The following is a 26,039-nucleotide window of genomic DNA, read 5'->3' on the forward strand; positions in this document are numbered from 1 at the left end:
ATGATTATCGCCTTGCTCTCTCGCCTTCTTGCAACCAACAGGGCCGCCGCTGCCGCTGAAATGGCGCTGATAATGCCGTTCCTGATCATATTGATGTTCGGTTCTTTCGAGCTGGGCAATTATTTTTTGAGCGAGCATGTCGTCGCGAAGGCGGTGCGCGATGGTGCGCGATACGCAGCGCGTCGAGCGTTCACGGACTTTTCCTGCCCGAATAGCGTAGCCAGCGACGTAGTGGACAAAACGCGCAATATCACCCGTACCGGACAGATTGCGAATGGAGGCACGGCGCGACTGACTAATTGGACCGCTGCCACGACTGTAACCGTGACGCTTAACTGCACGGCGATCAGCGGAGGAAATTATTCAGGTATCTACAAGGGGATGTCGAACGTTCCCAGAATAAAGGTATCCGCCGTCGTTCCTTATAGGTCTTTGTTCAACAACCTTGGTTTTACCAGTTCCACCCTGAACTTGGTCTCCGAGTCCGAAGCAACGGTGCAAGGAATATGAAGCGCTGGCTCGCCTCCCTTGTTCGGAATACGCGTGCGTCCTCGGCTGCCGAATTCGCGCTTGTGCTGCCGTTGCTGCTCATTTTTCTGTTGGGGATCATTGACGTCGGTCGGTTGATGTGGACATGGAATCGCGCAGAAAAGGCGACGCAGATGGGTGTGCGCTATGCGATAGCAGCCGACATGGTTCCCAATGGGCTCTACTCCTACAGCTTCGTCAACGGCAGCACGATCACGCAGGGCGACCCCGTCCCGGAAAGTGCCTTTGGCGGCGCATCCTGCTTGATCAACGCCGGCGCGGTAAGTTGTTCCTGTAAGACTGGCGCGACTTGTCCCGCCAATTTGGTCGGCACTAGCAATAGCGACCAAGCCAGCGCGCTGACGGCGTTCAACAATATCGTTAATCGAATGCGGCTGTTCATGCCGGAAATCGGTTCCGCCAATGTCACCATCGATTATGACTATTCGGGATTGGGCTATGCCGGCGATCCTAACGGATCGGACGTTTCGCCGCTGGTGAAGGTTTCGTTGAAACAGCTTACCTTCCGGCCGCTGCTTTTAATGCTTTTCAGAGGCTCCATCACCCTACCCGGTTTCAGCGCCGCTCTCACCATGGAAGACGGCCAGGGTACGGTGGCAAATTGAGGGACAAGATCGTGGGCATCGTGACGAACGCAGCGGAACCCGCCGAGAGCTGGACCCTCAATATCGGGGATGAGGGCCTTCATCTCATCCTGTCGGAGCAGGAGGTGCAGGCGTCCGACATATTGGGGGACCGCCTGACCGGCCAGTCGCTCACCCTCTCCATGCTCGCCGCCGGCGCGCCCGTGCCGCCGCAACTGGCCGCCGATGCCAAAGCGATCATCATAGAGGTTCAGCCCGACAATGACGCGTCCATGGCGCGGCTCGCCGGGTTGCGCGCCGCCAATCCGAAGCTGATGCTGGTGGCGGCGGTGCGCGATGCGCAGATCGCGGTCGTGCGCGCCCTGCTGCGCAGCGGGATCAACGACGTCATCGAACTGCCGCTGCGCGCCCATGACCTTGCGGCGATATTGGACGATCTGCGCAGCCGCATCGCGGCCAGCCGCCAGGACGACGTCAGGACCGGCCAGATCGTTTCCATCATTAAAAGCGTCGGCGGCGTCGGCGCGACGACCATCGCGACGCAGGCGGCGAGTCTTCACGCCCGCTCAAAAAAGCAGGGCGGCGGCGAAGTCTGCCTGTTCGACTTCGACATACAGTTCGGCAATGCCGGCACCTTCCTGGGGATTTCCTCGCCCCTGACATTGGCGGACCTGCTCAACGCGGGCAGCCGCGTCGACAATGAGCTGTTGCGGACCGTCACCGTGGAAACCTCCACCGGCCTCAGGGTCGTGACCGCGCCGGCGGAGATCATGCCGATCGAGGCGGTGAACGCCGACCAGGTCTTCCGCATCGTCGAACTGGCGCAGCGCGGTTTCGATACGATCTATCTGGACCTGCCGGGCAACTGGACCAACTGGTCGATGTCTCTGGTGGCGCGTTCCCAGGTCATTTTCCTGGTGTGCGAACTCACCATCGCCAGCCTGCGCCAGGCGCGGCGCCAGATTTCGCTGCTGCGCGACCAGGACATCGATCCTGCGCGCATTCATGTCGTCGCCAATCGCGTGGAAAAGAAATTTTTTCGCGCCATCGGCCTGGAGGATGCGGCGGCGGCGCTGGACCACCCTGTGAAGCTCAGCATCGCCAACGACTTCCCGCTGGTCAGTTCCGCGCTGGACCAGGGCGTGCTGATCCAGGAACTGAAGGCGCGCAGCCGCATCTGCAAGGACATGCAGGACATCGTCGATTGCTGCACCCAGGCGGCCGAGGCCGAACGTCAGGCGGAGAAGGGCTGATGTGGCAGATCCGAAAAGGCGAACGAGGCGACCCCCGCGACGAAGTGGGGCCGATCGAGACCCAAGCCGCGCTTCTGGAGGAGGACCGGCACACCGAACTCAAGGTCGCGCTGCACCAGAAGCTGATCGACATCATCAATCTTTCCGCGCTGGAAAGCATGTCGCGGGCGCAGGTGGAGGCCGAAGTGGGCGAGATCGTCCACGAACAGCTCGCGCTTCAGAAGCATGCCCTCAATCTGGAGGAGCGCCGCCGGCTGGTGTCCGACATATTGGACGAACTGCTGGGCCTGGGTCCGCTGGAGCCGTTGCTGAAGGACCACAGCATCACCGACATATTGGTGAACGGGCACAAGGTCGTGTTCGTGGAGCGCAATGGACGGCTGGTCGAAACGGCGACCCGCTTCAAGGATGAAAAGCACCTGCTGCGCATCATCCAGAAGATCGTCGCGGCGGTGGGACGGCGGATCGATGAATCCTCGCCCTTCGTCGACGCGCGCCTGGCCGACGGCTCCCGCGTCAACGCGGTGGTGCCGCCGCTGGCCATCGACGGCTCGCTGCTTTCCATCCGCAAGTTCGCCAAGGTGCCGATCAGCATGGCGCGCCTCACCGAACTGGGCAGCGTGCCCGCGCCGATGGCGCAGGTTCTCTCCGCGGTGGTGGCGGCGCGGCGCAACGTGCTGATTTCCGGCGGCACGGGTTCGGGCAAGACGACCCTGCTCAACGCCATGTCCGCCGCCATCGACGAGCATGAGCGCATCGTCACCATCGAGGATTCGGCCGAACTGCAATTGCAGCAGCGCCACGTCGCGCGGCTGGAAACCCGTCCCCCCAATATCGAGGGCAAGGGAGAAGTCACGCAGCGCGACCTGGTGAAGAATGCGCTGCGCATGCGGCCCGACCGCATCATCGTCGGCGAAGTCCGCGCCGGGGAGGCGTTCGACATGCTCCAGGCGATGAACACCGGCCATGACGGATCGATGACGACCGTGCACGCCAACACGCCGCGCGACGCGCTGTCCCGCGTGGAGCAGATGATCGGCATGAGCGGCATCGACATTTCGCCGCGTTCCGCCCGCGCCCAGATCGCTTCGGCGCTGAACGTGATCGTGCAGGTGGGGCGCCTTGCCGACGGGCGCCGCCGCCTGCTCAGCCTGTCGGAAATCACCGGCATGGAGGGGGAGGTCATCACCATGCAGGAAATCTTCCGCTTCAAGATGACCGGCCGCGATGAGAACAACATGGTGCGCGGCCATTTCGAGGCGACCGGCATCCGGCCCAAATTCATGGGGGAACTGGCCGACCGGGGCATCGCCCTGCCGGCCGAACTGTTCCGTCCCGATGCGGTGATCCACTGATGAACCCGCTCTACATCCGCGTCTTCGTCCTCGTCCTGCTGTTCGCGGCGGTGATCCTGACGATCGAGGGCATTGCAGGCTGGCTTCGCGCCCGCGCCACGACCGATCGCGTGGTGAACCGACGGTTGAAGATGATCGCCGCGGGTTTCGAGCGCAGCACGGTCCTTTCCAAGCTGCGGCGGAGCGACGAGGCGGTGAGCTTCGACCGTTCCTCCCTGTTCGGGCGGGCGGGGCTGGGGGTGATGCGGGTGCTGCACGGCGCCGGGCTGACCTTCCCGGCGCGCACGGTGCTGACGCTGATGCTGATCGCGACGAGCGCGCTGTTCCTGCTGGTGATGGTGGGCGGCATGGCGGCGGGCTATGCCCTGACGGCGGGGATGTTCGTGATGGCGCTGGCCTTTGCGGGCGCGCTGGGCATTGCGTTGCCGATGATGGTGCTGACGCGCCTCGCCCAGCGGCGGCGCAAGAAGATGGAGGAGCAGTTTCCCGTGGCGCTGGACACCTTCGTCCGCGGCCTGCGCGCCGGGCATCCCATTGCCGCCGCGCTGGACCTTTTGACCAAGGAGATGCGCGATCCGATCGGCAGCGAATTCGGCATCGTCGTCGATGAAGTCACCTATGGCGCCGACCTGCGCGACGCGTTGCAGCGCATGGCCGAACGATGGGACATGAACGAGATGCACATGTTCGTCATCTCCCTGTCGGTGCAGAGCGAGACGGGGGGCAATCTTGCGGAGATCCTCGAAAATCTTTCGACCGTGATCCGCGAGCGGGCGAGCCTGTTCATGAAGGTCCGGGCGCTCAGTTCCGAAGGGCGGATGACGGCGGTGATGCTAACCGCCTTGCCGATCCTGGCCTTTGTCGGCCTGTTCCTGGTCAATCCGGCCTTTTATCTGGACGTCGCGCAGGACAGCATGTTCATCATCGGCTTTGTCGGCTTGATCGTCCTCTACCTGATCGGCTTCTTCACGATACGCCGCATGGTCGACCTGAAGGTATGATGCGATGCTGAATTCCGCGTTCTTGATCCAGTTGCGGCCGTTCATTCTCGGCTTTCTGTTCATCGCCATCGTCGCGCTGGTCTTCGGCCTGTCGGAAGTCGTGATGCGCAACGCGCGGGTGCGCAGCCGGCTCGACCTGGTGGGAGAAAGCGGGGCGTCCCAGAATGGCAGCCAGACGCTGCGCGGCGAACGCAACAGCAGCGAGTGGAAGAAGCTGGTCGACCGCATCGAGAAGATGGGGGTTTCGCTGGTCGACACGAACAATGTGGACCTGCGCCGGCGCCTGATCGCGGCCGGCTACATGTCGCCGGAAGCGCCAAAGCTGTTCACTCTCTTTCGCCTTGTGCTGACCTTTGCCCTGCCCGCGATATTCGTGATCACATCGCTCGGCAATCCGGAACCGCCCACTGCGCTCACCCTCTATATGGTCGCATCGCTGCTGGCGGTCCTGGGGCTTTACATGCCCAACCTCTTTATTTCGGCCAAGGCTTCGCGGCGGCAGGAAGAAATCGTCCACGGCTTTCCCGATGCGCTGGACCTGATGCTGGTCTGCGTCGAGGCGGGCCTGGGCCTGGAGGCTGCGATGGATCGCGTCGGCCGGGAACTGGCGCTGTCCCATCCGCTGGTGTCGGCGGCGCTGGGCAAGGTCGTTCTGGAACTGCGCGCGGGGCGCAGCCGGCAGGACGCCTTGCGGCGCATGGCCGACGATGTCGACGTGGATGAGATACGCTCCTTCGCGACGCTGCTGATCCAGTCCGATCAACTGGGATCGAGCGTCGGGCAGACCCTGCGCGTCTACGCCTCGGAAATGCGGGAGAAGCGGCGGATGCGCGCCGAGGAGAAGGCGCATCGCCTGCCGGTGCTGCTGTCGGTGCCGCTGGTCGCCTGCATGCTGCCGGTGATGATCGGCGTGCTGATGCTGCCGGCGGTGGTGCGGGTGGTGCGCGACATCCTGCCGGTCATGACTCGTTAGGAAAAGGGGGAGGGGGACCATGAACAAAGGGGCAGTGGCAGTCGCTCTCATCATTGCGACGACCGCGTGCAGCGGGCCGCAAAAGGGCGTGCTTTCGATCAGGCCGGTCGATCGGCAGCCCGCCGCGCCGGCGCAGGATGCGCTGGTGCGGGGCGACCTCTTGTTTTCGCGGGGGGAATATGCGCTGGCGCTGGACGCCTTCCGCCGCGCCGTGCGCAACGATCCGACCGACGCGCATGGCCTGAACGGCGTCGCGATCAGCTATGCGGCCATGGGGCGGCACGATCTGGCGCGGGAGTTTTTCGAACTGGCGCTGTCGCGCGCGCCGGAGGATGCGCGCATCGCCCGCAACTTCGCGCGGAGCCTGTCGGCGCAAGGCCTGAAGGGCGAAGCCGACGCGCTGCTCGCCCAGTCGGGCGGAGCGTCGGCGGGCGCGCCCGTCACCGCTCGCCCGACCTTGGCGCAACTGGCGTCGGCCGTTCCGGCCGGGCGCCCGGCGCCGATGGCCGGGATGGAACTGGAGCGCGTTTCGCTGGGCGAGGTGCGGTTGCGGACGATGGAGGCGGGGGCGTCCGCGCCCCGCGCCAATCCGCAACTGACAACCCGGATCGTCACCGTGGCCGAAACGCAGGCCCGGCCCGAACTGATGGCGCCGATCATCACCGTCGGCACGCCGGATGCGAAGGCTCCGCCGGAATTTGCGGCGGGCGAAGAAACAAGGCCCGCTCATGACGGGCTGTTCGAACGGCTGTGGAAAAGCATGGCGCGGCCCGCCCGGAAGGGGACGCGGGGATGATCTGGGCGCTGCTTCTGGCGACCGCCGCGCCGACCGCCGGGGCGATGCCGTCTTCGCTGGATTATGCGCGGCTGGTGGAAGAGGCCATGGACGGCGGGCGGATCATCCAGGCGCAAGCGATGCTGGGCCAGTGGCGCGCCGCCGCGCAACCGGACGACCGGCAGGCGATGGAAATGGCGGATGCGCGCATGGCGCTGGAAAAGCGGCGCGATGAGGAAGCGCTGGCGCGTTTCGCCGCGCTGGAGCAAGGCGGCCTCAGGGACTGCCGCGTCGGGGAGGGCAGGGGGATCGCGCTGCTGCGCCTCGGCCGCGCGCAGGAGGCGCTGGAGCCGCTGCGCCGGGCCGTGGCCGATTGCGCGGGGCGCTGGCGCTCGTGGAACGCGCTCGGCGTGGCCTATGACCAGGCGGAGTCCTGGGCGCTCAGCAGCGCCGCTTATGAGCGGGCGTTCCAGCTCACCGACAAGCCTTCCCAGGTTCTCAACAATTACGGACTGTCGCTGCTCAAGCAGGGCAAGGCCGGCAAGGCCGCGACGATCTTCGACAAGGCGCGCGAAAGCGCCCCGGACGATGCGCGGATCATCGCCAACGGCGACACGGCCTATGTCATGGCGGGACGGGACATCAGCCGCCGGCCCGCCGACACCGCCGACGAATGGGCGCGCCGGCTCAGCAATGCCGGACAGGCGGCGATGCGGATGGGCGATCTGCCGAAGGCGCAGGCCTATCTCAGCCGCGCCGTGAGCGAGGCCGACAGCTTCGTGCCCGAAGCCGCGGCCGCGCTGGACAGCATGAAGGCTGCGGGGAAATGATGAAGGATCTGGTTCTGCTTGCCGTTTCGCTTGTCCTAGTCGCGGCGGCGGTGGAGGATATGGCCCGGCTGCGCATATCCAATATCTTCCCCCTGTTGGTCATCGGGCTTTATGCGGCCTGGGTCGCTGTGGTGGGGTGGGAAAATGACATCTGGCGTAACGGCACCGTTTTCCTGGGCATGTTTGCACTTGGATGCGGCCTGTTCGCCATGCGCGCCATGGGCGGCGGCGACGTCAAGCTGATGAGCGCCTGCGCGCTGTGGTTCGACTGGGCGGGCGCGGTTCCGTGGCTGGTCTATGTCACGGTCGGCGGCGGCGTGCTGGCGCTGGTGCTGATGGCCGGCCGGCGGCTGGTGCCGCAAAGCGTGCGGGAAGGCTCGTCCATCGCGCTGTTCGACAAGAAGGGGCCGATCCCCTACGGCGTTGCGATCGCGCTGGGGACGATCATGGCGCTCTATATGGCCGGGCCGAATCCCAGCGGAATCGCCCATATGCCCGATTTCGTCCAAGGCCTGCGCCAGAGATAAGGCTGTCTTGATTTCGGCCAGTTTGCCCCACCGTCACGCCGGGCTTGACCCGGGGTCCCGCTGCCTTGGACGAGGTGCAGTGTAGAGGGAAAAGCGGAACCCCCGATCAAGCCTGTCCTGAGCTTGTCGAAGGGTCCGGGGTGACGAACAGGGGAACGTCCGCTTCCAACCATCATCCACCACAGCCCCTTTAATGCTCCACCCCCATGGCGGGCATTTCGCTGTCCATCGACATCATCATGATGATCAGTTCGGAGCGCGACTTGATGTTGAGCTTCTGGAAGATGCTGTGCAGGTGCACCTTCACCGTGCCTTCTGTCAGCCCGCACCGGCTCGCTATCTCCCGGTTGCGAAGGCCTGCGCGGATCAGACCGGCGATCTCCAATTCCCGTTCCGTCAGCGCCGCAAGCGCATTGGCCTCGCTGGCGGGCGCGGAAATGCTGTGCACCAGCGCCTGTTCCATGACGAAGGGGGCGATGCTCTTGTTGCCGCTCATGACCTGCTGGATGCAGCTCAGCAGTTCGTTGGGGTCGCTGTCCTTCAGCACGACGCCGTCGACGCCCAGCTTGATCGCTTCCAGCGTCTGTTCCGGGCGGATATGCACGGTCATGAAGATGACCGGCACCGTGCTGCCGCTGCCCCTTATGGCTGACAGGATCGCCAGGCCGCCGCCGCTTTTCATGCTGACGTCCAGGATCAGCAGGTCCGGTTCCTCCGCCTGCATCCGTTCCAGCGCCTCTTCTACCGACCGGGCGCAAAATAATATGTCATGGCCGTGGGAGGTCAGGAACTGGGCCATGCCGTCCAGGAAGATCGGATGATCGTCGACTATCGCTATCTGGGCCATCATATGGGAGACCTTGGTAGAGAGGAGGGTAATCTGATCGAAATCAGCGAGTTCATGCTGAGATTGTGAAAATACGCCGTTCCGCCGATCTTGCCCAGTCGCTTCATGATCGATTGCGACTGGAGTTCGAAGTCGCCGGTATAGTTTTCGCGGGCGACCGCCTGCGGTCCGGGATTGTCCTTCAACGCGATCAATATTTCATCGTCGACCTGCGCGATGGATACGGTGATGTGGCGCGCATTGGCGTGCTTGACCGCATTGGCGGCGGCTTCGCGGATCAGATATTCGATCTCCGCCGCGGTTTCCGCCGATACTGTCATGGGGCGTTCGACCAGGTGCAGGCGGCAATCGATCGCCCATTGCAGCGCGATGAAGCGGCAGCAGCGTTCGACTTCGCGGCCCAGGTCGACGTCGGTCTCGGCCGACACCGGGCTTTGCTGGCTGAGCAGCCGGCGCAGATGCGCCTGTTCCGCCGTCACCAGTTCCTCCATCGACTTGAGTTCCGTCAACTGGTCCGGAACGGCGGCGTCCGACAGGCCGTGGATCGTGGTCGCCAGCCGGACGCGCAGCGCCGCCAGCGTCTGGAGCACGCTGTCGTGCAGGTCGCGGCTCAGCGCCTGGCGCGCCTCGGCGAAGGTGCGCTGGCGCCAGGCGAGGAAGAAGAAATGCCGCTCCAGGAAAAGGTCGATCCCCTCCTGTATGCGCAGGCATCGCAACAGCACGGCAGGCGACCAGCCATGGCTGGTTCCGATGAACAGCCGCCCGCGCAGTTCCCCCGCCTGGATGTGGATGCTGGCGCCCTGGCCGGGGCCGAACACGTCCGATATGCTGTCGGTCAGGTCCGCCGCGCGCTCGTTCCGCAATATGCCCAGGCGGCTGCGCAGCAACAGCCGCGGCGACTGGGTCGAATAGAGGAAGGGCGCCTCACGCGGCGTCACGTTCGACAGGCCGTCGATCTGCTTCTGCGGCAGGATGACATGCCGCACGCCATCGGCGTCGCACAGTTCGCAATGGACGTCGGTGTCGTCCATCATCTCCCACACGAACGCGCAATAGCGGGAGTTCATCAATTGGGAGACCTGCTCGACCAGGAATTGCGCCAGCGACTTCTGGAAGGACAGGCCGACGCCCTGCAACCGTTCCGACCAGCTTATCAGTCGCCGTTCCAGGATGTTCATGCTCAACATCGACGCCGCGATGACGCAGCCGATGACGATGGTCAGGCTGTCAGTGGCGCGGTCCACCGCCGGCACATGGCGGACCGAAGCCCAGCTTTCATAATAGCCGCGCGCGATGAAGGCGAAGATCAGGCACACCCCCAGGATGAGGACGGCCCCGCGCCCGAACCGATCGGACGCCGACCATGCGACGAAGAACAGGCATCCCAGCGCCGCGATCTGCAACGGTTCGCACAGCACGATGACCGTCAGGAAGGCGATCAGGTCGAATATCAGGAAAATCGGGCGAAGCAGCAGGCCGAGCGGAGGCGTCAGCGAATTCTGCGCGATGCTGATCGCCGTCCACGTCCACACGGCAGCCTTCAGCAGCAAGGCCGTATGGGCGAAATCCGGTTCGTTGCTGAACATCGCGTCGACCTGCCAGGTCGCGGCAGCCGAAAAGGCGACGCGGGATATGGCAAAACCCAGCGTCGGCGAACGTCCCAGCCAAAGCACCAGGCGATCCATCGCGGAAGATGACGCCAAGGGCATGTGATACATGGCGAAATTTGTCCCCCGACAAGTCCCCATCGATAATTGTGCGCATGACCTGATGGAAAAGCAACCTATATCGAAAGGGCCGCAGGGCCTTGCGCGGCGATTTTGCGCGATTTCGGGACAGTCCGGCCGCGAGCGGACATGGATGGCGCGCCGGGCCGTTGGCCGATATGAAAGGGGCATGGCGACGCTGATCACCCCGGCCCTGGTCTGCGCGCTGCGCCCACATGGCGAACATGGGGCGATCGCGCGTCTTCTGACTCCTGGCCATGGCCTGCTCGCCGGCTATGTGCGGGGCGGGCGCTCGCGTCGGTTGCGCCCCGTGCTGTTGCCGGGCAATGCCGTGAAGGCCGAGTTCCGCGCCCGGACGGAGGAGCAATTGGCCGGACTGACCGTCGAACTGGAGCACAGCCGCGCCCCGCTCCTGGCGGAGCCGTTGCCGGCGGCGGCGATCGATTGGGCCTGCGCGCTCACCGCGGTCGCCTTGCCGGAAGGGACGCCCTATCCCGCGCTCCATCAGGCGCTGGACGGCGTGCTGGGCGCGGTGGAGGCGGCGCCGGCGGCGCGGGGCTGGGCCACGGCGCTGATCCGTTACGAATTGCTGCTGCTGGCGGAACTGGGCTTCGGGCTGGACCTCGGCCGTTGCGCGGCGACCGGCGGGAATGACGATCTGGCCTATGTCTCCCCGCGCAGCGCGGCGGCGGTCAGCCGGGCGGGCGCCGTCGGCTATGAGGACCGGCTGCTGCCCTTGCCCGCTTTCCTGCTGGAGGGCGGGGCAGGAGAATGGCCCGCCATATTGGACGGCTTGCGGTTGACCGGCTTCTTCCTCGAACGCTCCGTCCTCACCGATTGGCGCGCCGATGTGTTGGCGGCGCGGGAGCGCTTGGTGGACAGGCTGAAAAGAGCGGTCGCCTAAACGCTTGCGCTGGCGGCGGCGGCTTCATAAGGGGCGGCGACGCGTTTGAAGGAGTTGCCCCATGTTGATCGCCCTGTTTCCCGGAGACGGTATCGGTCCAGAGATCGTCGCCCAGGCGAAGCGCGTGCTGGACGCGCTGGCGATCCCCGGCATCCGCTATGAGGAAGGGCTGGTCGGCGGCGCGGCCTACAAGGCGGTGGGCCATCCGCTGCCGCCCGAAACGCTGGAACTGGCGAAGCGCGCCGACGCGATCCTGTTCGGCGCGGTGGGCGATCCGGATTGCGACTCGCTGGAACGGCACCTGCGCCCTGAACAGGCGATCCTGGGCCTGCGCAAGGAATTGGGCCTCTTCTCCAACCTCCGTCCGGCCAAGGTCTTCCCCGAACTGGCCGACGCCTCCGCGCTCAAGCAGGAGGTGGCGAGCGCCATCGACCTGCTGATCGTGCGCGAGACCAATGGCGACGTCTATTTCGGCGAAAAGGGCATGCGCAAGACGCCTGAAGGGCTGCGCGAAGGCTATGACATCATGTCCTATAATGAGGAGCAGGTGCGCAGGATCGCGCATCAGGGCTTCCAGGCCGCGCGCGCCCGCCGGGGCAAGCTCTGCTCGGTGGACAAGGCCAATGTGCTGGAGACGAGCCAGCTCTGGCGCGACGTCGTGATCGAAGTGTCGGCGGACTATCCCGACGTCGCATTGAGCCACATGTATGTCGACAATGCCGCGATGCAGCTGGTGCGCAATCCCGGCCAGTTCGACGTCATCGTCACCGGCAACATGTTCGGCGACATCCTGTCCGACCAGGCGAGCATGTGCGTCGGTTCCATCGGCATGCTGGCGTCGGCCACGCTCAACGACAGCAACCAGGGCCTGTACGAGCCGATCCACGGCTCCGCGCCGGACATCGCCGGGCAGGGCAAGGCCAATCCGCTGGCAACGGTCCTGTCGGCGGGCATGATGCTGCGCTACTCGCTGAACCTGCCGGAACAGGCCGACCGTATCGAGGCCGCCGTCGCCAAGGCGCTGGCCGATGGGGCGCGCAGCTTCGACCTGGGCGGGACGATGAACACGGTCGAAATGGGCGACGCCGTGCTGGCCGCGCTCAACTGAGGGTAGGAATATGAAGCGCAAGAGCGGGCAGAACCCCGAAATCACCCGGAACTGGCGTCCCGCGACGCTTGCCGTGCGCGGCGGCAGCGCCCGCACCGAATATGGCGAGACGTCCGAGGCGCTGTTCCTGACCAGCGGCTACAGCTACGACCGGGCGGAGGACGCCGCGGCGCGCTTCGCGGGCGAGCAGCAGGGCATGACCTATTCGCGCCTCCAGAACCCCACGGTGGAGATGCTGGAACAGCGCATCGCCCTGCTGGAGGGCGCGGAGGCCTGCCGCGCCACCGCGACCGGCATGGCGGCGATGACGGCGGCGCTGCTGTGCCAGTTGTCGGCGGGCGACCATGTGGTGGCGGGCAAGGCGCTGTTCGGCTCCTGCCGCTGGCTGACCGACACTCTGCTGCCCAAATTCGGGATCGAGACGACCACGGTCGACGCGACGGACAATGCCGCCTGGGAAGCGGCGATCCGTCCCAACACCAAGGTCTTCTTCTTCGAAACCCCGGCCAATCCGACCATGGACGTGGCCGACCTTGCTACCATCTGCGGCATTGCGAAGGCGCATGGCATCGTCAGCGTCGTCGACAACGCCTTCGCCACGCCCGCGCTCCAGCGGCCGATGGAGTTCGGCGCGGACGTGGTGGCCTATAGCGCGACCAAGATGATGGATGGGCAGGGCCGCGTCCTCGCAGGCGCGATCTGCGGCACGGAGGATTTCATCATCAACACGCTGCTGCCCTTCCACCGCAATACCGGGCCGACGCTCAGCGCGTTCAACGCCTGGGTGGTGCTGAAGGGGCTGGAGACGCTGGACCTGCGCATCCGCCGCCAGAGCGAGAATGCGCTGAAGGTCGCGAAATTCCTGGAAGGCCGGGTGGCGAAGGTGCTCTATCCGGGCCTGGAAAGCCACCCGCAGCACGCCCTTGCCGCCAGGCAGATGGAGATGGCCGGTCCCATCTTCTCCCTCTATGTCGGCGGCGGCCGGGCGGAGGCGCATGGCCTGCTCAACGGCCTGGAACTGGTCGACATCAGCAACAATATCGGCGATTCGCGCTCGCTGATGACGCACCCCGCCTCCACCACCCATTATGGCATGGCGGAAGCGGCGCGGCTTGAGGTCGGCATAACGGAGGATATGCTGCGCCTCAATGTCGGCCTGGAAGATCCGGACGACGTGATCGAGGATCTGGATCGCGCCCTCAAGTCGATAGGCCGTTGACGGGGCAGGGGTGAAAGGCGCATTTCTTAAGCCGTGAACGCACTTTTCCCCTTCCACGCGACGACGCGCGACATCAACGTGCACGTCGCCGTCACCTTCCTGCCCGAACAGTCGGAACCGGACCGGGGCCGATGGTTCTGGGCCTATCATATCCGCATAGAGAATGACGGGGATCAGCCGGTGCAACTTCTCACCCGGCACTGGATCATCACCGACGGGCGGGGCGCGCAGCATCGGGTCGACGGAGACGGGGTCGTGGGGGAACAGCCGGTGGTGCAGCCGGGCAAGAGCTATGACTATGTGTCCGGCTGCCCGCTCAACACGCCGACCGGCTCCATGAAGGGCCATTATCACATGATCGGCGCCAGCGGCGAGACGTTCGACATCGCCATCCCCCACTTCGCGCTGATCGCGCCCGCGGTGGCCGAATGAAGCGTACCCATTTGCCGCTCAACGGCCTGCGCGTGCTGGATGCGGCGGCGCGGCACCTGTCCTTCACCCGCGCCGCGGACGAGCTGGCGGTGACGCCCGCCGCCGTCGGCCAGCAGATACGCGCGCTGGAGGATCTGCTGGGCGTCGTCCTCTTCCGCCGCACGCCCAAGGGTCTGGAACTGACGCCGGAGACGGAGGCGGGCCTTGCCGCCCTGCGCGCCGGTTTCCTGGAGTTCGAGGAAGCGGTGCGCGCCATGCAGGCGGGCCAGTCCAGCAGCTCGCTCACCATCGCCGCGCCCCGCGACATCACCGCCAAATGGCTCCAGCCGCGCCTGGCGGGCTATGCCGCCAGCCAGCCCGACCTGAAGTTCGCGCTGGTCGCGGCGGACGAGACGCTGGACTTCACCGAGGCCAATCTGGATATAGCCCTGCGCCTTGCCGAAGGGCCGGGCGAGAATGAGGGCATCAGGCTGGGCGAAGCCTCCTTCGTCACCGTCGAAGCGGCCGAAGGCGGCCCCGACCACCGCATCGAATGGCCCGGCTGCCCCAAGGGAGACGCGCCCGCGACGATCCGCGTGGCCGACGCGGGGCTGGCGATCGAGGCGGCGGCCAACGGCTTCGGCCATGCCTGCGTGCCCTTCCTGCTGGCGCAGGCGGACATGGCGGCGGGACGGGTCCGGCAAGTGGGCGACGCGGCCCCTTCGCCGCTGGCCTATTGGCTGATCGCCCCTTTGCCGCAATGGCGGCAGAAGAAGGTCAAGGCGCTGGTCGAGGCGCTGACGGGATAGGGTTCCGCCATGGCTTGCGGGTCCGCCAGACCGGCCGATCGGGGTGGAGAGCTGTCATTCCCCTATTCGTCACCCCGGACTTGATCCGGGGTCCCGCTGCCTTGGACGGGGCGGGCACTCAGAAAGGAAAGCGGGACCCCGGATCAAGTCCGGGGTGACGGGAAACTGATGACGGGAATTGGCCAAAACTTCCCCCCATTCCACATCTACCCACCCCCACGCCACTTGCACTTTCTTAATCCTCTCGCGCATAGCCTGTGCCGATAGGGCTTAACGCGGAGAGGATGGGCCATGACCGGCGGCAGGACGGGCTGGATATTGCGGAGCGCCCTGCTGCTCTGCCTGACGCCGCCCTTGCATGCCCAGGCGCCCTATGTGCCCGACGTCACCGAGGCGCGGGAAAAGGAATGGCGCAAGCTGGTGGCGGCGTCCCAGGCGGCCTATGCATCGGGCAAGCCGGCGGACGGCATCGATCCGGCGCGCAAGGGACTGACGCTGGCGGACGATCTGTTCGGCCCGGACGATCCCCGCACGCTGATTTCCGCCAACGACCTGGCGCTGCATCTGGAATCGACCGGCCATTACCGGGAGGCGGAAGGGCTGTACCGGCGCGTCTTCGACAGCTATTTGCGGACGCGGGGGGAGGATGATCCCAATAGCCAGCTTGCCCTGGAAAATCTGGTCGATTTCTATGTGGCGCGCAATCGCCCTGACGCGGCGGGGCCGCTCGCCGACTATGCGCTGCGCAGCTTCCGGCGGACCACCGGCGCGGGCAGCGCGCGCAGCCAGCGCATGGAACGGATCGTCGCCGCCATGCCGAAACCGGCTCCAGCCGTGCCGCCGCCGTCCCCTCCCGAAGCGGTGCGGCAAGAGGATGATGTGGAAAAAATGCCGCCTCCTGCAATGGAGTCGACAGACGAAAACCGTCCTTGATCGCGGATATCCTTGCTTTTTCTTGCCCGGTCTCGAAAAATTAACCTTGGATATAAGTCGTCGGGACAATTGATTAAAATAATGTGTCGGTTATTCCTGATTCTCGTCGGAGGGGGTTGATTTTCCATAGCTTATCGCCGGTCGCAGGCTGGCCGGACGAAGCCGGGGAAAGGAAAGCACGGCTCCGCACGATAAGCCTATGGGTCGCAATTCGGACGGGCGGCTGGCTGAACAAGCCGGTCGCCCGTTTCCTCATGCCTCTTGTCGCATTTCATTTCCATCGACGCGGTTCGGATGAACCGGGCAGGCAGTCGACTCGTCCGAGTCGCATATGCCGTAAGCCTTGTTTGTTAACCAAATCCCAATTGAGCATAGGTGCAAGGATATATCGAAATTTCAGAAACTATATCCTTCGTAATAATCCTTAAGTTATTTTTTCGGCCCTATCGCGTTAAAATGGTTAACAAAACTTGATTCTGCGTGACTCATTTATCCGGGCGGCGAATAAGATCAGCCATCGGGTCAGTAAAAAACACAAAAGCAGATGGTTAATCCGGGGCGGCAGTCGATCTTGGCAAAAAAGATCCTGCCGGCGGGAGAACGTGACTAGGGGCAATAGCTGATCCGCTGATTGCCGCAATGTCGGTGAAGGCACAGGTCCGCGTGCACATGCATTCGGGGCAAGGCCTTTTGCGCGCTCCTTCCATGCCCCCATGGCGACAGGTGGGATGGACAATGGATTTCGAGCGCGATTGGGATAGCAAAGGCACCGTCGACCATCAGCAGGCCCTTCATCCGGAAGCGGCCGCCCTGGCGGCGAAGGGCAAGGCGGTCCATCCCGGCAAGATGCATCATGCGGACGTCGTGCGGACGGTCGCGCCCAATCCCGACGGCACCGTCGTGCTGCCCGCCGGAACCGACATCAACCAGATCGAGGTTTCGGGACGCAATCTGATCGTCCATCTGCCCGACGGCACCGACATGGTGATCCTGGACGGCGCGGTGGTCATGCCGCGCCTGGTCGTGGGCGATGTCGAAATTCCTTCGGTCAACCTGGCCGCGTTGCTGATCGGCGAAGAGCCCCAGCCCGCCGCCGGTCCGCCGCGCAGCTCCGGCGGCAATTTCATTGGTCCGGACGGCAATGTGGGCGATCCCCATGGCCTGGGCGACCTGCTGCCGCCCACCGAATTGCTGTTCACCCAGCCCGAAACGCGGGAAGTCCTGCCGATCGCGCCGCAGGATGATGAAGAGCCGGCAGTTACCATCGTCACCCCCAACCAGCCGGCCGGCGCCACTGCCGCCACCGCCGGGGTGAGCGAAGCTGGCCTTCCCGCGCGCGGCAGCGAGCCTGCCGGTTCGGCGGCCGCCAGCGATAGCGAGCGCACCACGGGCACCATCGCCATCACCGCCACCGACGGGCTGGCGGGCGTCACCATCAACGGCGTTGCGATCGCCACGGTCGGTCAGACGGTCACGACGCCGCTTGGCGTCCTCACCATCACCTCGATCACGCCGTCCGCCATCGGCTACAGCTATGTGCTGAGCGACAATGTGGTGGGCGCGCCGCCCGCCGAAGTTTTCACCGTCGTCGTCACCGACAGCGATGGCGATCAGGCGAGCGCCACCCTGACCATCTCCATCGCGGATGACGCGCCCACCGCCGTCAACGACGCCGACAGCGTGACCGAGGATGGCCCGCTGGTCGCCGACGGCAATGTCCGGACCGGCAGCGGCGGCAGCGACGCGAACGCGACCGACGGCGTCGCCGACATCCAGGGCGCGGACGGCGCGGTGGTGTCGACCACCGGCAGCTTCCAGGGCAGCTACGGCACGCTGACGCTGGCCGCGTCGGGCGCCTACAGCTACGCGCTGGCCAACGGCAATGCGGCGGTGCAGTTCCTGGTGCCGGGCCAGACGCTGACCGACAGCTTCAGCTACACGATCACCGATGCCGATGGCGACACCTCCACGGCGACGCTGACCATCACCATCAACGGCGCGGACGACGGCGTCACCATCACCGGCCTGAACGGCGCGCCGGGGATCGAGGGCGCTGAAGTCGTGCTGCTGGAAAACGACCTGTCCGACGGCAGCTCGCCCGATGCGGCGGGGCTGACCAAGACCGGCTCCTTCGGCGTCAATGGCCCTGACGGCCTGTCGAGCGTCACCGTCGGCGGCGTGTCGGTGCTGGCGAACGGCGCTTTCGTCACGGGGCAGGTGGTGACGACGCCGGTCGGCACGCTCACCATCACCGGCTTCACTGCCACCGCCACGCAGGGCGGCGTGCCCACGGCCGGAACCTTCACCTACAGCTTCGTGCTGACCGACAACAGCCTGGGCCATGGCGCGGCGGGCGCGGACAGCATCCTGCAGAGCTTCGCCGTGGTGGCGACCGACCGCAACGGATCGGCCGCCAACGCCTCGGTCGACGTGCGGATCGTGGACGACGTGCCGACCGCCAACAATGATGTCGACGGCGTCGCCGCCGGCGCCTATGGGCCGGAAACCGGCAATGTCATCACCGGGGCAGGCACCGTCTCCGGCGCGGCGGGCGCCGACGTCAAGGGCGCGGACGGCGCGGTCGTGTCGACCACCGGCACGTTCGAGGGCGCTTACGGCACGCTGACGCTGAACGCCGACGGCAGCTACAGCTATGTCCGCGCGGCCGGAACGCCGGGCGGGGTGAGCGACAGCTTCAGCTACACGCTGCTCGACGGCGACGGCGACACCTCCACCGCCACGCTGCGGATCGACATCGCGAACAGCAATGTCATGATCATCTCCATCCCCAAGGTGGGCGAAGGCACGATCGTCGACGAATCTGGCCTGGTCAACCCGATGGGTTCCAATGCGGGCAGCGGCGTCGACACGACGGACGGCACCATCACCTACACCGCGCCGGACGGCCCGGCGACCGTGACGATCAACGGCCAGCCGGTCATCATCGGAACGACCATCGCCACCGACAAGGGCATATTGACGATCACCGGCCTTAACGAAGGCCAGATCGACTACACCTATGAACTGACGACCAACACGACCGGCGACGACGTGACGGACAGCTTCGTCGTCACCGTCACCGACGTGGACGGCGACACGGCGACCGATACGCTGACCATCACCATCCTGGACGACGTGCCGACCGCGACGAACGACACGGACTCGGTGCGCGAGGACGGCCCGCTGGTGGCCGACGGCAACGTCATCGCCGGTTCGGGCGGCAGCGACGCCAATAGCACCGACGGCAATGCCGACGTGCAGGGCGCCGACGGCGCGCAGATCAGCGCCATCGCCTTCGGCGGGACGGCCGGAACCGTCGGCGCGCCGCTGGCCGGGCTGTACGGATCGCTCGTGATCCAGGCGAACGGCAGCTATGCCTATACGCTGAACAATGAAAATGGCGTGGTCCAGGGGCTGGACAAGACCGAGACCCTGGCCGAGACCTTCACCTACACACTGACCGACGGCGACGGCGATGCCCGCACCGCGACCATCACCATCACCATCCAGGGCAGCGACGATGGCGTCACCATCAACGGCCTGGACGGCGAAGGGGCGGAGGAAACCGTCTTCGAAAACGACCTGCCGGGCGGCAGTTCGGAAAATGCGGCGGCGCTGACCCAGACGGGCGGCTTCACCCTGTCCGCGCCGGACGGCGTGGCGACCATCACCGTCGGCGGCCAGCCGATCTTCGGCGCGGGCGGCTTCATCAGCGGCGTCACCATCGCCAACGCCTATGGCACGCTCAGCATCACCGGCTTCACCCCGGTCGTGGGCGCGGACGGCGACGTGATCGGCGGGACCGTCAGCTACAGCTATGTCCTCACCGACAACACGCTGCTGCACAGCGGCGTCAATGACGGCAGCCTGACGGACAGTTTCGCGGTCGTGGTCACCGACACGGACGGGTCGACCGACAGCGCCAGCCTGGACATCCGCGTGGTCGACGACGTGCCCATGGCGGTGAACGACGTCGCGGGCCAGCTTGCCGAAAATGCGGCCGTGACGATCGACGTCTTCGCCAATGACGTGGCCGGTGCGGACGGCGTCAACCTCGCCAGCGGCGTGGCGCTGGAGAGCGGCGCGGCCAAGGGCACGGTCGTCTATCAGGGCAATGGCGTCTTCCTCTACACCCCCAATGCGGGCGCGGAGGGCAGCGACAGCTTCACCTACACGATCACCGACGGCGATGGCGACAAGTCCACCGCCACGGTGACGATCAACCTGCTCCAGGATTCGACGCCGACCGTCAGCGTCACCGACATGACCGTGTCCGAAGCGGGCCTGCCCGGCGGCACGCAGCAGGCCGGGAACAGCGAGACCGCGACCGGCTCCATGACCATCGCGACCGGCGGCGACACGCTGACCAAGGTCGAGGTGCAGGACAAGAACGGCGCCTGGGTCGACGTGACCGGCGCGACGGCGGGAACGCCGGTGGTCGTCGCAGGCGCGGCGGGCGCGCTGACCGTGACGTCCGACGGGGCGGGGCATTACAGCTATAGCTACACCCTGGCGGTCAACGACCCGGCCCACCCCGACAATGTCACCAGCGACGGCGACGGCATCAGCGGCGCGGCCGACCCCAAGGCGGGCGACGCCTTCGCGGTGCGCGTGACCGACAGCGACGGCGACGTCTCTCCGGCCGACACGATCAACGTGACCGTGCTGGACGACGCGCCCATCGCGGCGGCCGACAGCGGTTCGGTGAGCGAGGGCGGCTCGCTGATCGTCGCGGCGGCCGACGGCGTGCTCGACAATGACCAGCCGGGCGCGGACGGCTATGCGCCGGGCGTGGTCGGCGTGGCCAAGGGCAGCGATCCGTCCAGCCCCGTCAGCGGCCAGGTCGGCACGGCGGTCGCGGGCGATTACGGCACGCTGACGCTCTTCGCCGACGGCAGCTATCGCTATGACGCGACGCCCAACGCCATTTCGGCCGATCAGCAGGACGTGTTCGTCTACACCATCCGCGACGCGGACGGCGATCTGGCGACCACGACGCTGACCATCGACGTCGCCAATGTCGCGCTGGCCCCGGACAATCAGACCAAGACCGTTTTCGAAGCCGCGCTGGACACCGGCATCACCGGATCGGACATCGCGGCGGGCAGCGTCACCGGCAGCGCGCCGGGCCAGCCCACCGAAACCGCGACCGGCCAGCTCAACGTCGCGGGCGCGGTCAGCTACACGCTGACCAGTTCCGCCACCGGCAGCCACGGCCAGATTCAGTTGAACGCCAATGGCAGCTACACCTACACGCTGACCTCGCCGGTGGACGGCCCGACGGCGAATGACGGTCCGCTGACCTTCGCGGGCGCGGAGGTCTTCACCTATCAGGCGGTCGACGGATCCGGCAATATCGCCAACGGCACGATCACCATCGACGTGGTGGACGATGTCCCGACCGCGGCGGACGACGCTGGCCTCAGCGTGGCGGAGGATGGCGCCGACATCGGCGGCAACGTCCTGACCAACGACACGCCCGGCGCGGACGGCGCGACCCTGACCTCCGTCACCATCGGCGGCGTCACCACGGCGATCAACGCCGTGGGCACGACGAACGTCAGCGGGGCCTTCGGCGCCTATACCTTCACGGCCGCGGGCGCGTGGACCTTCAACCCGTCGACCAACCTCAACAATGCCAGCGGCGTCAGCGCGGGCTTCTCCTACGTCATCACCGACGGCGATGGGGACCAGTCGACCGCCGTGCAGCCGATCACGGTCACGGACGGGGCTAACCCCTCCGCGGGCGCCCCGATCAGCCTGGCGCTGGACGACCAGAATCTGGCGGGCGGCACCAGCGCCGGCAATCCGGATTTCGCGCAGGATAACGTCAGCTTCACGGCCGGATCGGATGCCCTGACCGGCTTCGCCTTCGCCACGGACCTGTCCGCTCTGGGCGGCGGCCTGACCTGGGACCGCGTCAGCGACACGCTGATCGAGGGCTGGGACGGTCCGGTCGGCACGGGCGTCAAGATCGTCGCGCTGACGCTGACGGCGCCCGCCTCCATCGGCGCGGGCCTAAGCGGCAATGTGCAGGTGACGGCAACGCTGCTCGACAATTACGACAGTCATCCGAACATCGCCCTGGACGACAGCGTCGCCCTGGGCAGCGTCGGCCTCGTCGCGTCCGATCAGGACGGCGACAGCGCCACCGCGACGGTCAACCTGTCCGTTTCGGACGACGTGCCGCAAGCGGTCAATGACGGCCAGTTGGCCATCGTCGATGACAATGCCAGCGGCGTGGTCGTCGGCACGGTCGCCGGGCTGCTCGGCAATGACGTCTTCGGCGCGGACGGCCCCGGCTCGCCCGCCATCGCGATCGGCACCGGCAATCTGGGCGGCACCATCTCCATAGTCGGCGGCAACCTCGTCTACACGTCGCACCACAATATCGCGGCGCCTTACGCCTCCATCGGCGAGACGTTTACCTACACCATCAAGGATGGCGACGGCGACACCTCCTCGGCTACCTTCTCGGTCCTGCTGACCGACACGGGGCCGTCGATCGGCACGGCGGCGGCGGCCTTCACGGTCGATGAGGACGGTCTCGCCAACGGCGTGACCCAGCCGGTGACGGGCGACGTGGACGGCGCGGACATCGTCAAGACCGGGACGCTGGCGGGACTCAACTTCGGCAATGACGGCCCCGGCAATATCGTGCTGGGCGCGGTGGCCGACACGGGCCTGCGGACCTTGTCCAACCATGTGATCCAGACGGTATGGGACGGCACGATCCACATGCTGACCGGCAAGGATGCGGTGACGGGGGACAATGTCTTCACGTTGCAGATCACCGACGTGGCCAGCGGCGCCTATCGCTTCGAACTTCTCGCGCCCGTCAAGCACAGCGATCCGGCGAGCGAGGACGACCAGTCCTTCACCGTCGCGGTGACCGTGACGGATGCCGAGAATGAAAGCGTCAGCGGCACGATCAGCGTCACCATCGACGACGACAGCCCGGCGGTGACGGCGACCCTGCCCGCCGCGGGTTCGCTGGTCGTCGACGAAAGCAATCTGGCGTTTGACGCCACGGCCAGCTTCGCAGGCAACTTCACTGCGCTCTACGGGGCCGACGGCAAGGGGTCGCTCAGCTATTCGCTCGGCGTCAGCGCGCAGGGCGCGGCCACCAACCTCTTCGATACCGCCACCGGCAATCGCGTCTATCTGTTCGTGGAATCGGGCAAGGTCGTGGGCCGTGAAGGCACCAGTTCGGGCAATGCGGCCGGGGGACCGGTGGTGTTCCAACTGACGGTCGATGCGCTCGGCGCGGTGACGCTGGATCAGCAGCGCGCCGTTCTCCACACGCCCGACACCGGACCCAATCAGGCTATCGGACTTGATGTGGGCAGCCTCATCACCCTCACGGCGACCGCCGTGGACGGCGACGGCGATACGGTGAGCCAGCAGATCAATTTCGGCCAGACCATCAGCTTCCTGGACGATGTCGGCACGCTTGGCGCCTTCAGCAACATCACCGTCGTCAACGGCGCCAATGTCGTGGGCAATGGCACGTTCAGTTATAATGCAGGCGCCGACGGGCATGGCAGCTTCGCCATCACCGGCCCGGTGCTGCCCGGCATCAGCTACACCACCACGCAGAACGCCACGGGCGCGCTGCTGACGGCCACGACCGATCCCGACGGCCCGGGGGGCAATCCGCCTGTCACCGTCTTCACCCTTCAGGTGAATGCGAACGGCACTTCGGTCTTCACGCTGGTGACGCCGCAGGCCGCGACCAGCGAGACGATTTCGCTGCTGGGCCTCAGCGCGGGCGGTCCGACTCCCTTCGTCCAGACGACGGACGGCCGGGTCGAATTCACTGGCAACGGCAATGGCGTGAACTCGTCCACCCAGGGCTTCGGCGTCGACAATCAATTTGTCGGCAACGGAGAAAATTTCACCATCGAATTCCACAATCCGGGACAGGCGGGCGATCAGGCCGCAACTGTCAATCCGGATATGGTGAGCTCCATCATCCTCAAGAACGACAACATCAACGGATCGCTGGGCATCAAGGTCACCGTCTATAATGACGTGACCGGTCAGTCGGAGGTGGTCTACACCAATTTCAACGTCACCGGCACGTCCACCCTGATCGATCCCGTGATGTCGGAATTCAACCGCGTTTCGATCGAGGGCGTGGGCGGCAGCGGCCAGGGCGTCCGCTTCACCAGCCTGGTGATCAACAAGACGATCCTGCCCTCCGACATCGACCTGCATTTCACTGTGCAGGCGACGGACAAGGATGGCGACGTCACCTCCACATCGACGCTCAACGTCTTCGTCGACGCGACCAGCCCGACGCCGCCGGTGGCGATCGACCTGAACGGCGACGGCCTGCATTTCGTGGGCCTGGATGCCGGCGTCACCCATGATTATGGCAACGGCGCGGTGGCGACGGCGTGGGTGTCGTCCGAAGACGGACTACTTGGCCATGTCACGGGCAAGGGCATCGACATCGTCTTTACCGACGATGCTCCGGGTGCGCAGACCGACCTGGAAGGCCTCCGCCTCGCCTATGACAGCAATGGCGACGGCAAGCTGGATACGGCCGACACCGCCTTCGCCGAATTCGGCGTGTGGCAGGACGCGAACGGCAATGGCGCGGTCGATCAGGGCGAATTCAAGTCGCTGACCGATCTTGGCATCGCGTCCATCGACCTGAATTCCGACGGCAAGACCTACAGCGCCGCCAATGGCGACGTCACGGTGCTGGGCGAAGCGAGCTTCACCCGCACCGACGGCACCAAGGGAACCATCGGCGACGTCATGTTCGCCACGGGAGCCAAGGAAAGCGACGTCAGCAAGACGGAAAGCACCGCCAGCGGCTTCAACCAGGCGCTGGTCGCGGCCAGCCTGGTCGCCGTGGCGGGCGCGGCCGAGGCTCCGGCCGAGCAGCAACCCGCGCCGACCGCGACCGAAAGCGCCGTGCCGGTCACGGAAACCGCCCCGGCCGCCACGGTCGAGGCCGAGCCTGCCGCCACGCAGGAAAGCGCGCCCGCCACGCTCGCCGCGAACGACGATCAGGCGACCCATGAGCAGCCTGCGCCGACCGGCCACGCCGCTGAAGAGGCCGCGCCCGACCATGCCACCCTGTCCGATGGCGATGCGCATGGCTCGACCGTCGAAACGGCCGACGCGCCTCAGCCCGACCTCAGCGGTCATCAGGGTCTGCTGGCCCAGTCCATCGACCTGCCGCCTGCCTTCGACGGCAATGCGGCGGTGGTCCTGGCTGCGCAGCAGGCCGCTCCGGCAGCCAATGCCGCCGATGTCGTCAAAGAAGCGCTGGGCGCCCATGACGCGCCGAACATCGACGCGCTGCTGGCCGCCCTGCCGGGTGGCGAGCATGCCTCGACGCCCATCCTGTTGAACCCGGTCGCGGGCGAGGCGGTGGACAGCGGGCATCTGGCGGCGGCTACGGCCATCTTCGAAGCGGCGATGGTCGCGCATGAAGCGATGGCGGTCGCCCATGGCTGACAATTCGATTTTCTCGCGGGGAATTTTGGGGAGAGTGAATATGCGAAATGCAGTTGGAAAGGCTGCGGCCGCCGGGTTGGCGACCGTCATGCTGACGACAGCGGCCTGGGCGGCGCCTGCTTCGCCCTTGCTGCAACTGGGCAAGTCCGAATTGCGGGACGCGCTGACCAGCCGGTACGACACGGCGGTCAAGGCCGTTGGCGACGCCAGCGTGCGCGCCGCGCAGGACAGCCGCTGGACCTACGCGGTCGAGGCGAAGAACCAGTGCGGCATCGCCATCGGCTTCATCAAATCCGGCACGAAGGATGCGGACAGCATCAACAAGTGCGACGACTTTGTGGCCCGCCTTTCGGCGCCGCCACCGCCGCCGGTGCCGGCAGCTTCAGCCCCACCCGCGCTGGACTGCACGGCGCCGGCGGTGTCAATCTTCTTCGACTGGAACATGGACACCCCGCTTCCCGAAGGCGTCAGCACCATCTCCACGCTGACGCAGACGGCGGCGCAATGCGGTTGGACCCGCTTCGGCGTCACCGGCTATACCGACACGTCGGGCAGCAACCGCTATAATGACGGGCTGTCGCTGCGCCGGGCGCGCAATGTCGCCAGCCTGATGAGCCAGGGCGGCGTGTCCGCCGACGCCATCACCGTCACCGGCCTGGGCGAAACCCAATTGAAGATCGAAACCGCCGATGGTGTGCGCGAACCGATGAACCGTCGGGTCGAAATCACCGCCAGCGCGAATTAAGGGGAGGAAGGC

19 protein-coding genes are annotated in these 26,039 nt (G+C 65.8%); 17 read left to right on the top strand and 2 right to left on the bottom strand.

Annotated features, from left to right (window positions below):
- From SIDU_RS04245 to SIDU_RS04285, 9 genes are read left to right on the top strand one after another with little or no spacing between them, the layout of a single operon-like run.
- Positions 1-510, top strand: coding sequence for a TadE family protein (locus SIDU_RS04245; protein ID WP_007685445.1), 510 nt, complete (start codon positions 1-3; stop codon positions 508-510).
- Complete coding sequence (locus tag SIDU_RS04250) at positions 507-1,154, top strand: TadE/TadG family type IV pilus assembly protein (RefSeq protein ID WP_007685444.1); 648 nt, start codon at positions 507-509, stop codon at positions 1,152-1,154. Before SIDU_RS04245 ends, SIDU_RS04250 begins: the two co-directional genes overlap by 4 nt.
- Positions 1,151-2,386 carry an AAA family ATPase gene (locus SIDU_RS04255; protein WP_007685442.1) on the top strand — a complete coding sequence of 412 codons (1,236 nt, stop codon included), beginning with the start codon at positions 1,151-1,153 and terminating at the stop codon, positions 2,384-2,386. The genes SIDU_RS04250 and SIDU_RS04255 overlap by 4 nt, the downstream gene beginning before the upstream one ends.
- Positions 2,386-3,741: a CpaF family protein gene (locus SIDU_RS04260; protein ID WP_007685441.1), complete on the top strand. Its 1,356-nt coding sequence runs from the start codon at positions 2,386-2,388 to the stop codon at positions 3,739-3,741. The genes SIDU_RS04255 and SIDU_RS04260 overlap by 1 nt, the downstream gene beginning before the upstream one ends.
- On the top strand, positions 3,741-4,742 hold the full coding sequence (locus SIDU_RS04265; protein ID WP_007685439.1) for a type II secretion system F family protein: 1,002 nt from the start codon (positions 3,741-3,743) through the stop codon (positions 4,740-4,742). Before SIDU_RS04260 ends, SIDU_RS04265 begins: the two co-directional genes overlap by 1 nt.
- Positions 4,743-4,746: 4 nt before the next feature.
- The gene (locus SIDU_RS04270; protein WP_007685437.1) at positions 4,747-5,715 is read left to right on the top strand and encodes a type II secretion system F family protein; all 969 of its coding nucleotides are present in this window, start codon (positions 4,747-4,749) and stop codon (positions 5,713-5,715) included.
- A gap of 19 nt (positions 5,716-5,734) precedes the next feature.
- The gene (locus SIDU_RS04275) at positions 5,735-6,511 is read left to right on the top strand and encodes a tetratricopeptide repeat protein (RefSeq protein WP_007685435.1); all 777 of its coding nucleotides are present in this window, start codon (positions 5,735-5,737) and stop codon (positions 6,509-6,511) included.
- A complete protein-coding gene (locus tag SIDU_RS04280) occupies positions 6,508-7,320 on the top strand; it encodes a tetratricopeptide repeat protein (RefSeq protein ID WP_007685433.1) in 813 nt (270 codons plus the stop codon). The genes SIDU_RS04275 and SIDU_RS04280 overlap by 4 nt, the downstream gene beginning before the upstream one ends.
- The gene (locus SIDU_RS04285) at positions 7,317-7,847 is read left to right on the top strand and encodes an A24 family peptidase (RefSeq protein WP_007685431.1); all 531 of its coding nucleotides are present in this window, start codon (positions 7,317-7,319) and stop codon (positions 7,845-7,847) included. The genes SIDU_RS04280 and SIDU_RS04285 overlap by 4 nt, the downstream gene beginning before the upstream one ends.
- A gap of 190 nt (positions 7,848-8,037) precedes the next feature.
- On the opposite strand, the gene SIDU_RS04290 is transcribed toward SIDU_RS04285, so the two are convergent.
- Together SIDU_RS04290 and SIDU_RS04295 are read right to left on the bottom strand one after the other, a co-directional pair.
- Positions 8,038-8,697, bottom strand: a complete 660-nt coding sequence (locus tag SIDU_RS04290) for a response regulator (protein ID WP_007685429.1) — start codon at positions 8,695-8,697, stop codon at positions 8,038-8,040.
- Positions 8,694-10,367 (bottom strand): sensor histidine kinase, encoded by a 1,674-nt coding sequence (locus tag SIDU_RS04295; protein WP_013040498.1) that lies wholly within the window; start codon positions 10,365-10,367, stop codon positions 8,694-8,696. Before SIDU_RS04295 ends, SIDU_RS04290 begins: the two co-directional genes overlap by 4 nt.
- A gap of 223 nt (positions 10,368-10,590) precedes the next feature.
- Between SIDU_RS04295 and recO the strand changes: the two genes are divergently transcribed.
- The 8 genes from recO to SIDU_RS04335 all read left to right on the top strand — a co-directional run bounded on the left by recO (position 10,591) and on the right by SIDU_RS04335 (position 26,027).
- Positions 10,591-11,325, top strand: a complete 735-nt coding sequence (gene recO / locus SIDU_RS04300) for a DNA repair protein RecO (protein WP_007685424.1) — start codon at positions 10,591-10,593, stop codon at positions 11,323-11,325.
- 61 nt (positions 11,326-11,386) lie between these two features.
- Positions 11,387-12,433, top strand: a complete 1,047-nt coding sequence (gene leuB, locus SIDU_RS04305) for a 3-isopropylmalate dehydrogenase (RefSeq protein ID WP_007685422.1) — start codon at positions 11,387-11,389, stop codon at positions 12,431-12,433.
- Between the two features lie 10 nt (positions 12,434-12,443).
- Entirely contained in the window at positions 12,444-13,652 is a 1,209-nt protein-coding gene (metZ, locus tag SIDU_RS04310) for an O-succinylhomoserine sulfhydrylase (RefSeq protein ID WP_007685420.1), read from the top strand.
- Positions 13,653-13,685: 33 nt separating this feature from the next.
- Positions 13,686-14,084, top strand: a complete 399-nt coding sequence (gene apaG / locus SIDU_RS04315; RefSeq protein ID WP_007685418.1) for a Co2+/Mg2+ efflux protein ApaG — start codon at positions 13,686-13,688, stop codon at positions 14,082-14,084.
- On the top strand, positions 14,081-14,872 hold the full coding sequence (locus tag SIDU_RS04320; protein WP_007685416.1) for a LysR family transcriptional regulator: 792 nt from the start codon (positions 14,081-14,083) through the stop codon (positions 14,870-14,872). Before apaG ends, SIDU_RS04320 begins: the two co-directional genes overlap by 4 nt.
- A 291-nt stretch (positions 14,873-15,163) precedes the next feature.
- Positions 15,164-15,805, top strand: coding sequence for a tetratricopeptide repeat protein (locus SIDU_RS04325; RefSeq protein ID WP_007685414.1), 642 nt, complete (start codon positions 15,164-15,166; stop codon positions 15,803-15,805).
- 735 nt (positions 15,806-16,540) lie between these two features.
- Positions 16,541-25,282, top strand: coding sequence for an Ig-like domain-containing protein (locus SIDU_RS04330; RefSeq protein WP_007685412.1), 8,742 nt, complete (start codon positions 16,541-16,543; stop codon positions 25,280-25,282).
- A gap of 88 nt (positions 25,283-25,370) precedes the next feature.
- Positions 25,371-26,027, top strand: a complete 657-nt coding sequence (locus SIDU_RS04335) for an OmpA family protein (protein ID WP_233431869.1) — start codon at positions 25,371-25,373, stop codon at positions 26,025-26,027.
- The last annotated feature ends 12 nt before the right edge of the window (positions 26,028-26,039 follow it).

This window comes from Sphingobium indicum B90A, assembly GCF_000264945.2.
In the GTDB taxonomy this organism is placed as follows: Bacteria; Pseudomonadota; Alphaproteobacteria; order Sphingomonadales; family Sphingomonadaceae; genus Sphingobium; species Sphingobium indicum.

Bases quoted from the DNA above. Each gene is read 5' to 3' on its own strand.
- SIDU_RS04245 (WP_007685445.1), top strand. From the start codon at position 1: ATGATTATCGCCTTGCTCTCTCGCCTTCTTGCAACCAACAGGGCCGCC.
- SIDU_RS04250 (WP_007685444.1), top strand. From the start codon at position 507: ATGAAGCGCTGGCTCGCCTCCCTTGTTCGGAATACGCGTGCGTCCTCG.
- SIDU_RS04260 (WP_007685441.1), top strand. From the start codon at position 2,386: ATGTGGCAGATCCGAAAAGGCGAACGAGGCGACCCCCGCGACGAAGTG.
- SIDU_RS04265 (WP_007685439.1), top strand. From the start codon at position 3,741: ATGAACCCGCTCTACATCCGCGTCTTCGTCCTCGTCCTGCTGTTCGCG.
- SIDU_RS04270 (WP_007685437.1), top strand. From the start codon at position 4,747: ATGCTGAATTCCGCGTTCTTGATCCAGTTGCGGCCGTTCATTCTCGGC.
- SIDU_RS04275 (WP_007685435.1), top strand. From the start codon at position 5,735: ATGAACAAAGGGGCAGTGGCAGTCGCTCTCATCATTGCGACGACCGCG.
- SIDU_RS04280 (WP_007685433.1), top strand. From the start codon at position 6,508: ATGATCTGGGCGCTGCTTCTGGCGACCGCCGCGCCGACCGCCGGGGCG.
- SIDU_RS04285 (WP_007685431.1), top strand. From the start codon at position 7,317: ATGATGAAGGATCTGGTTCTGCTTGCCGTTTCGCTTGTCCTAGTCGCG.
- SIDU_RS04290 (WP_007685429.1), bottom strand. From the start codon at position 8,697: ATGATGGCCCAGATAGCGATAGTCGACGATCATCCGATCTTCCTGGAC.
- recO (WP_007685424.1), top strand. From the start codon at position 10,591: ATGGCGACGCTGATCACCCCGGCCCTGGTCTGCGCGCTGCGCCCACAT.
- leuB (WP_007685422.1), top strand. From the start codon at position 11,387: ATGTTGATCGCCCTGTTTCCCGGAGACGGTATCGGTCCAGAGATCGTC.
- metZ (WP_007685420.1), top strand. From the start codon at position 12,444: ATGAAGCGCAAGAGCGGGCAGAACCCCGAAATCACCCGGAACTGGCGT.
- SIDU_RS04320 (WP_007685416.1), top strand. From the start codon at position 14,081: ATGAAGCGTACCCATTTGCCGCTCAACGGCCTGCGCGTGCTGGATGCG.
- SIDU_RS04325 (WP_007685414.1), top strand. From the start codon at position 15,164: ATGACCGGCGGCAGGACGGGCTGGATATTGCGGAGCGCCCTGCTGCTC.
- SIDU_RS04330 (WP_007685412.1), top strand. From the start codon at position 16,541: ATGGATTTCGAGCGCGATTGGGATAGCAAAGGCACCGTCGACCATCAG.
- SIDU_RS04335 (WP_233431869.1), top strand. From the start codon at position 25,371: ATGCTGACGACAGCGGCCTGGGCGGCGCCTGCTTCGCCCTTGCTGCAA.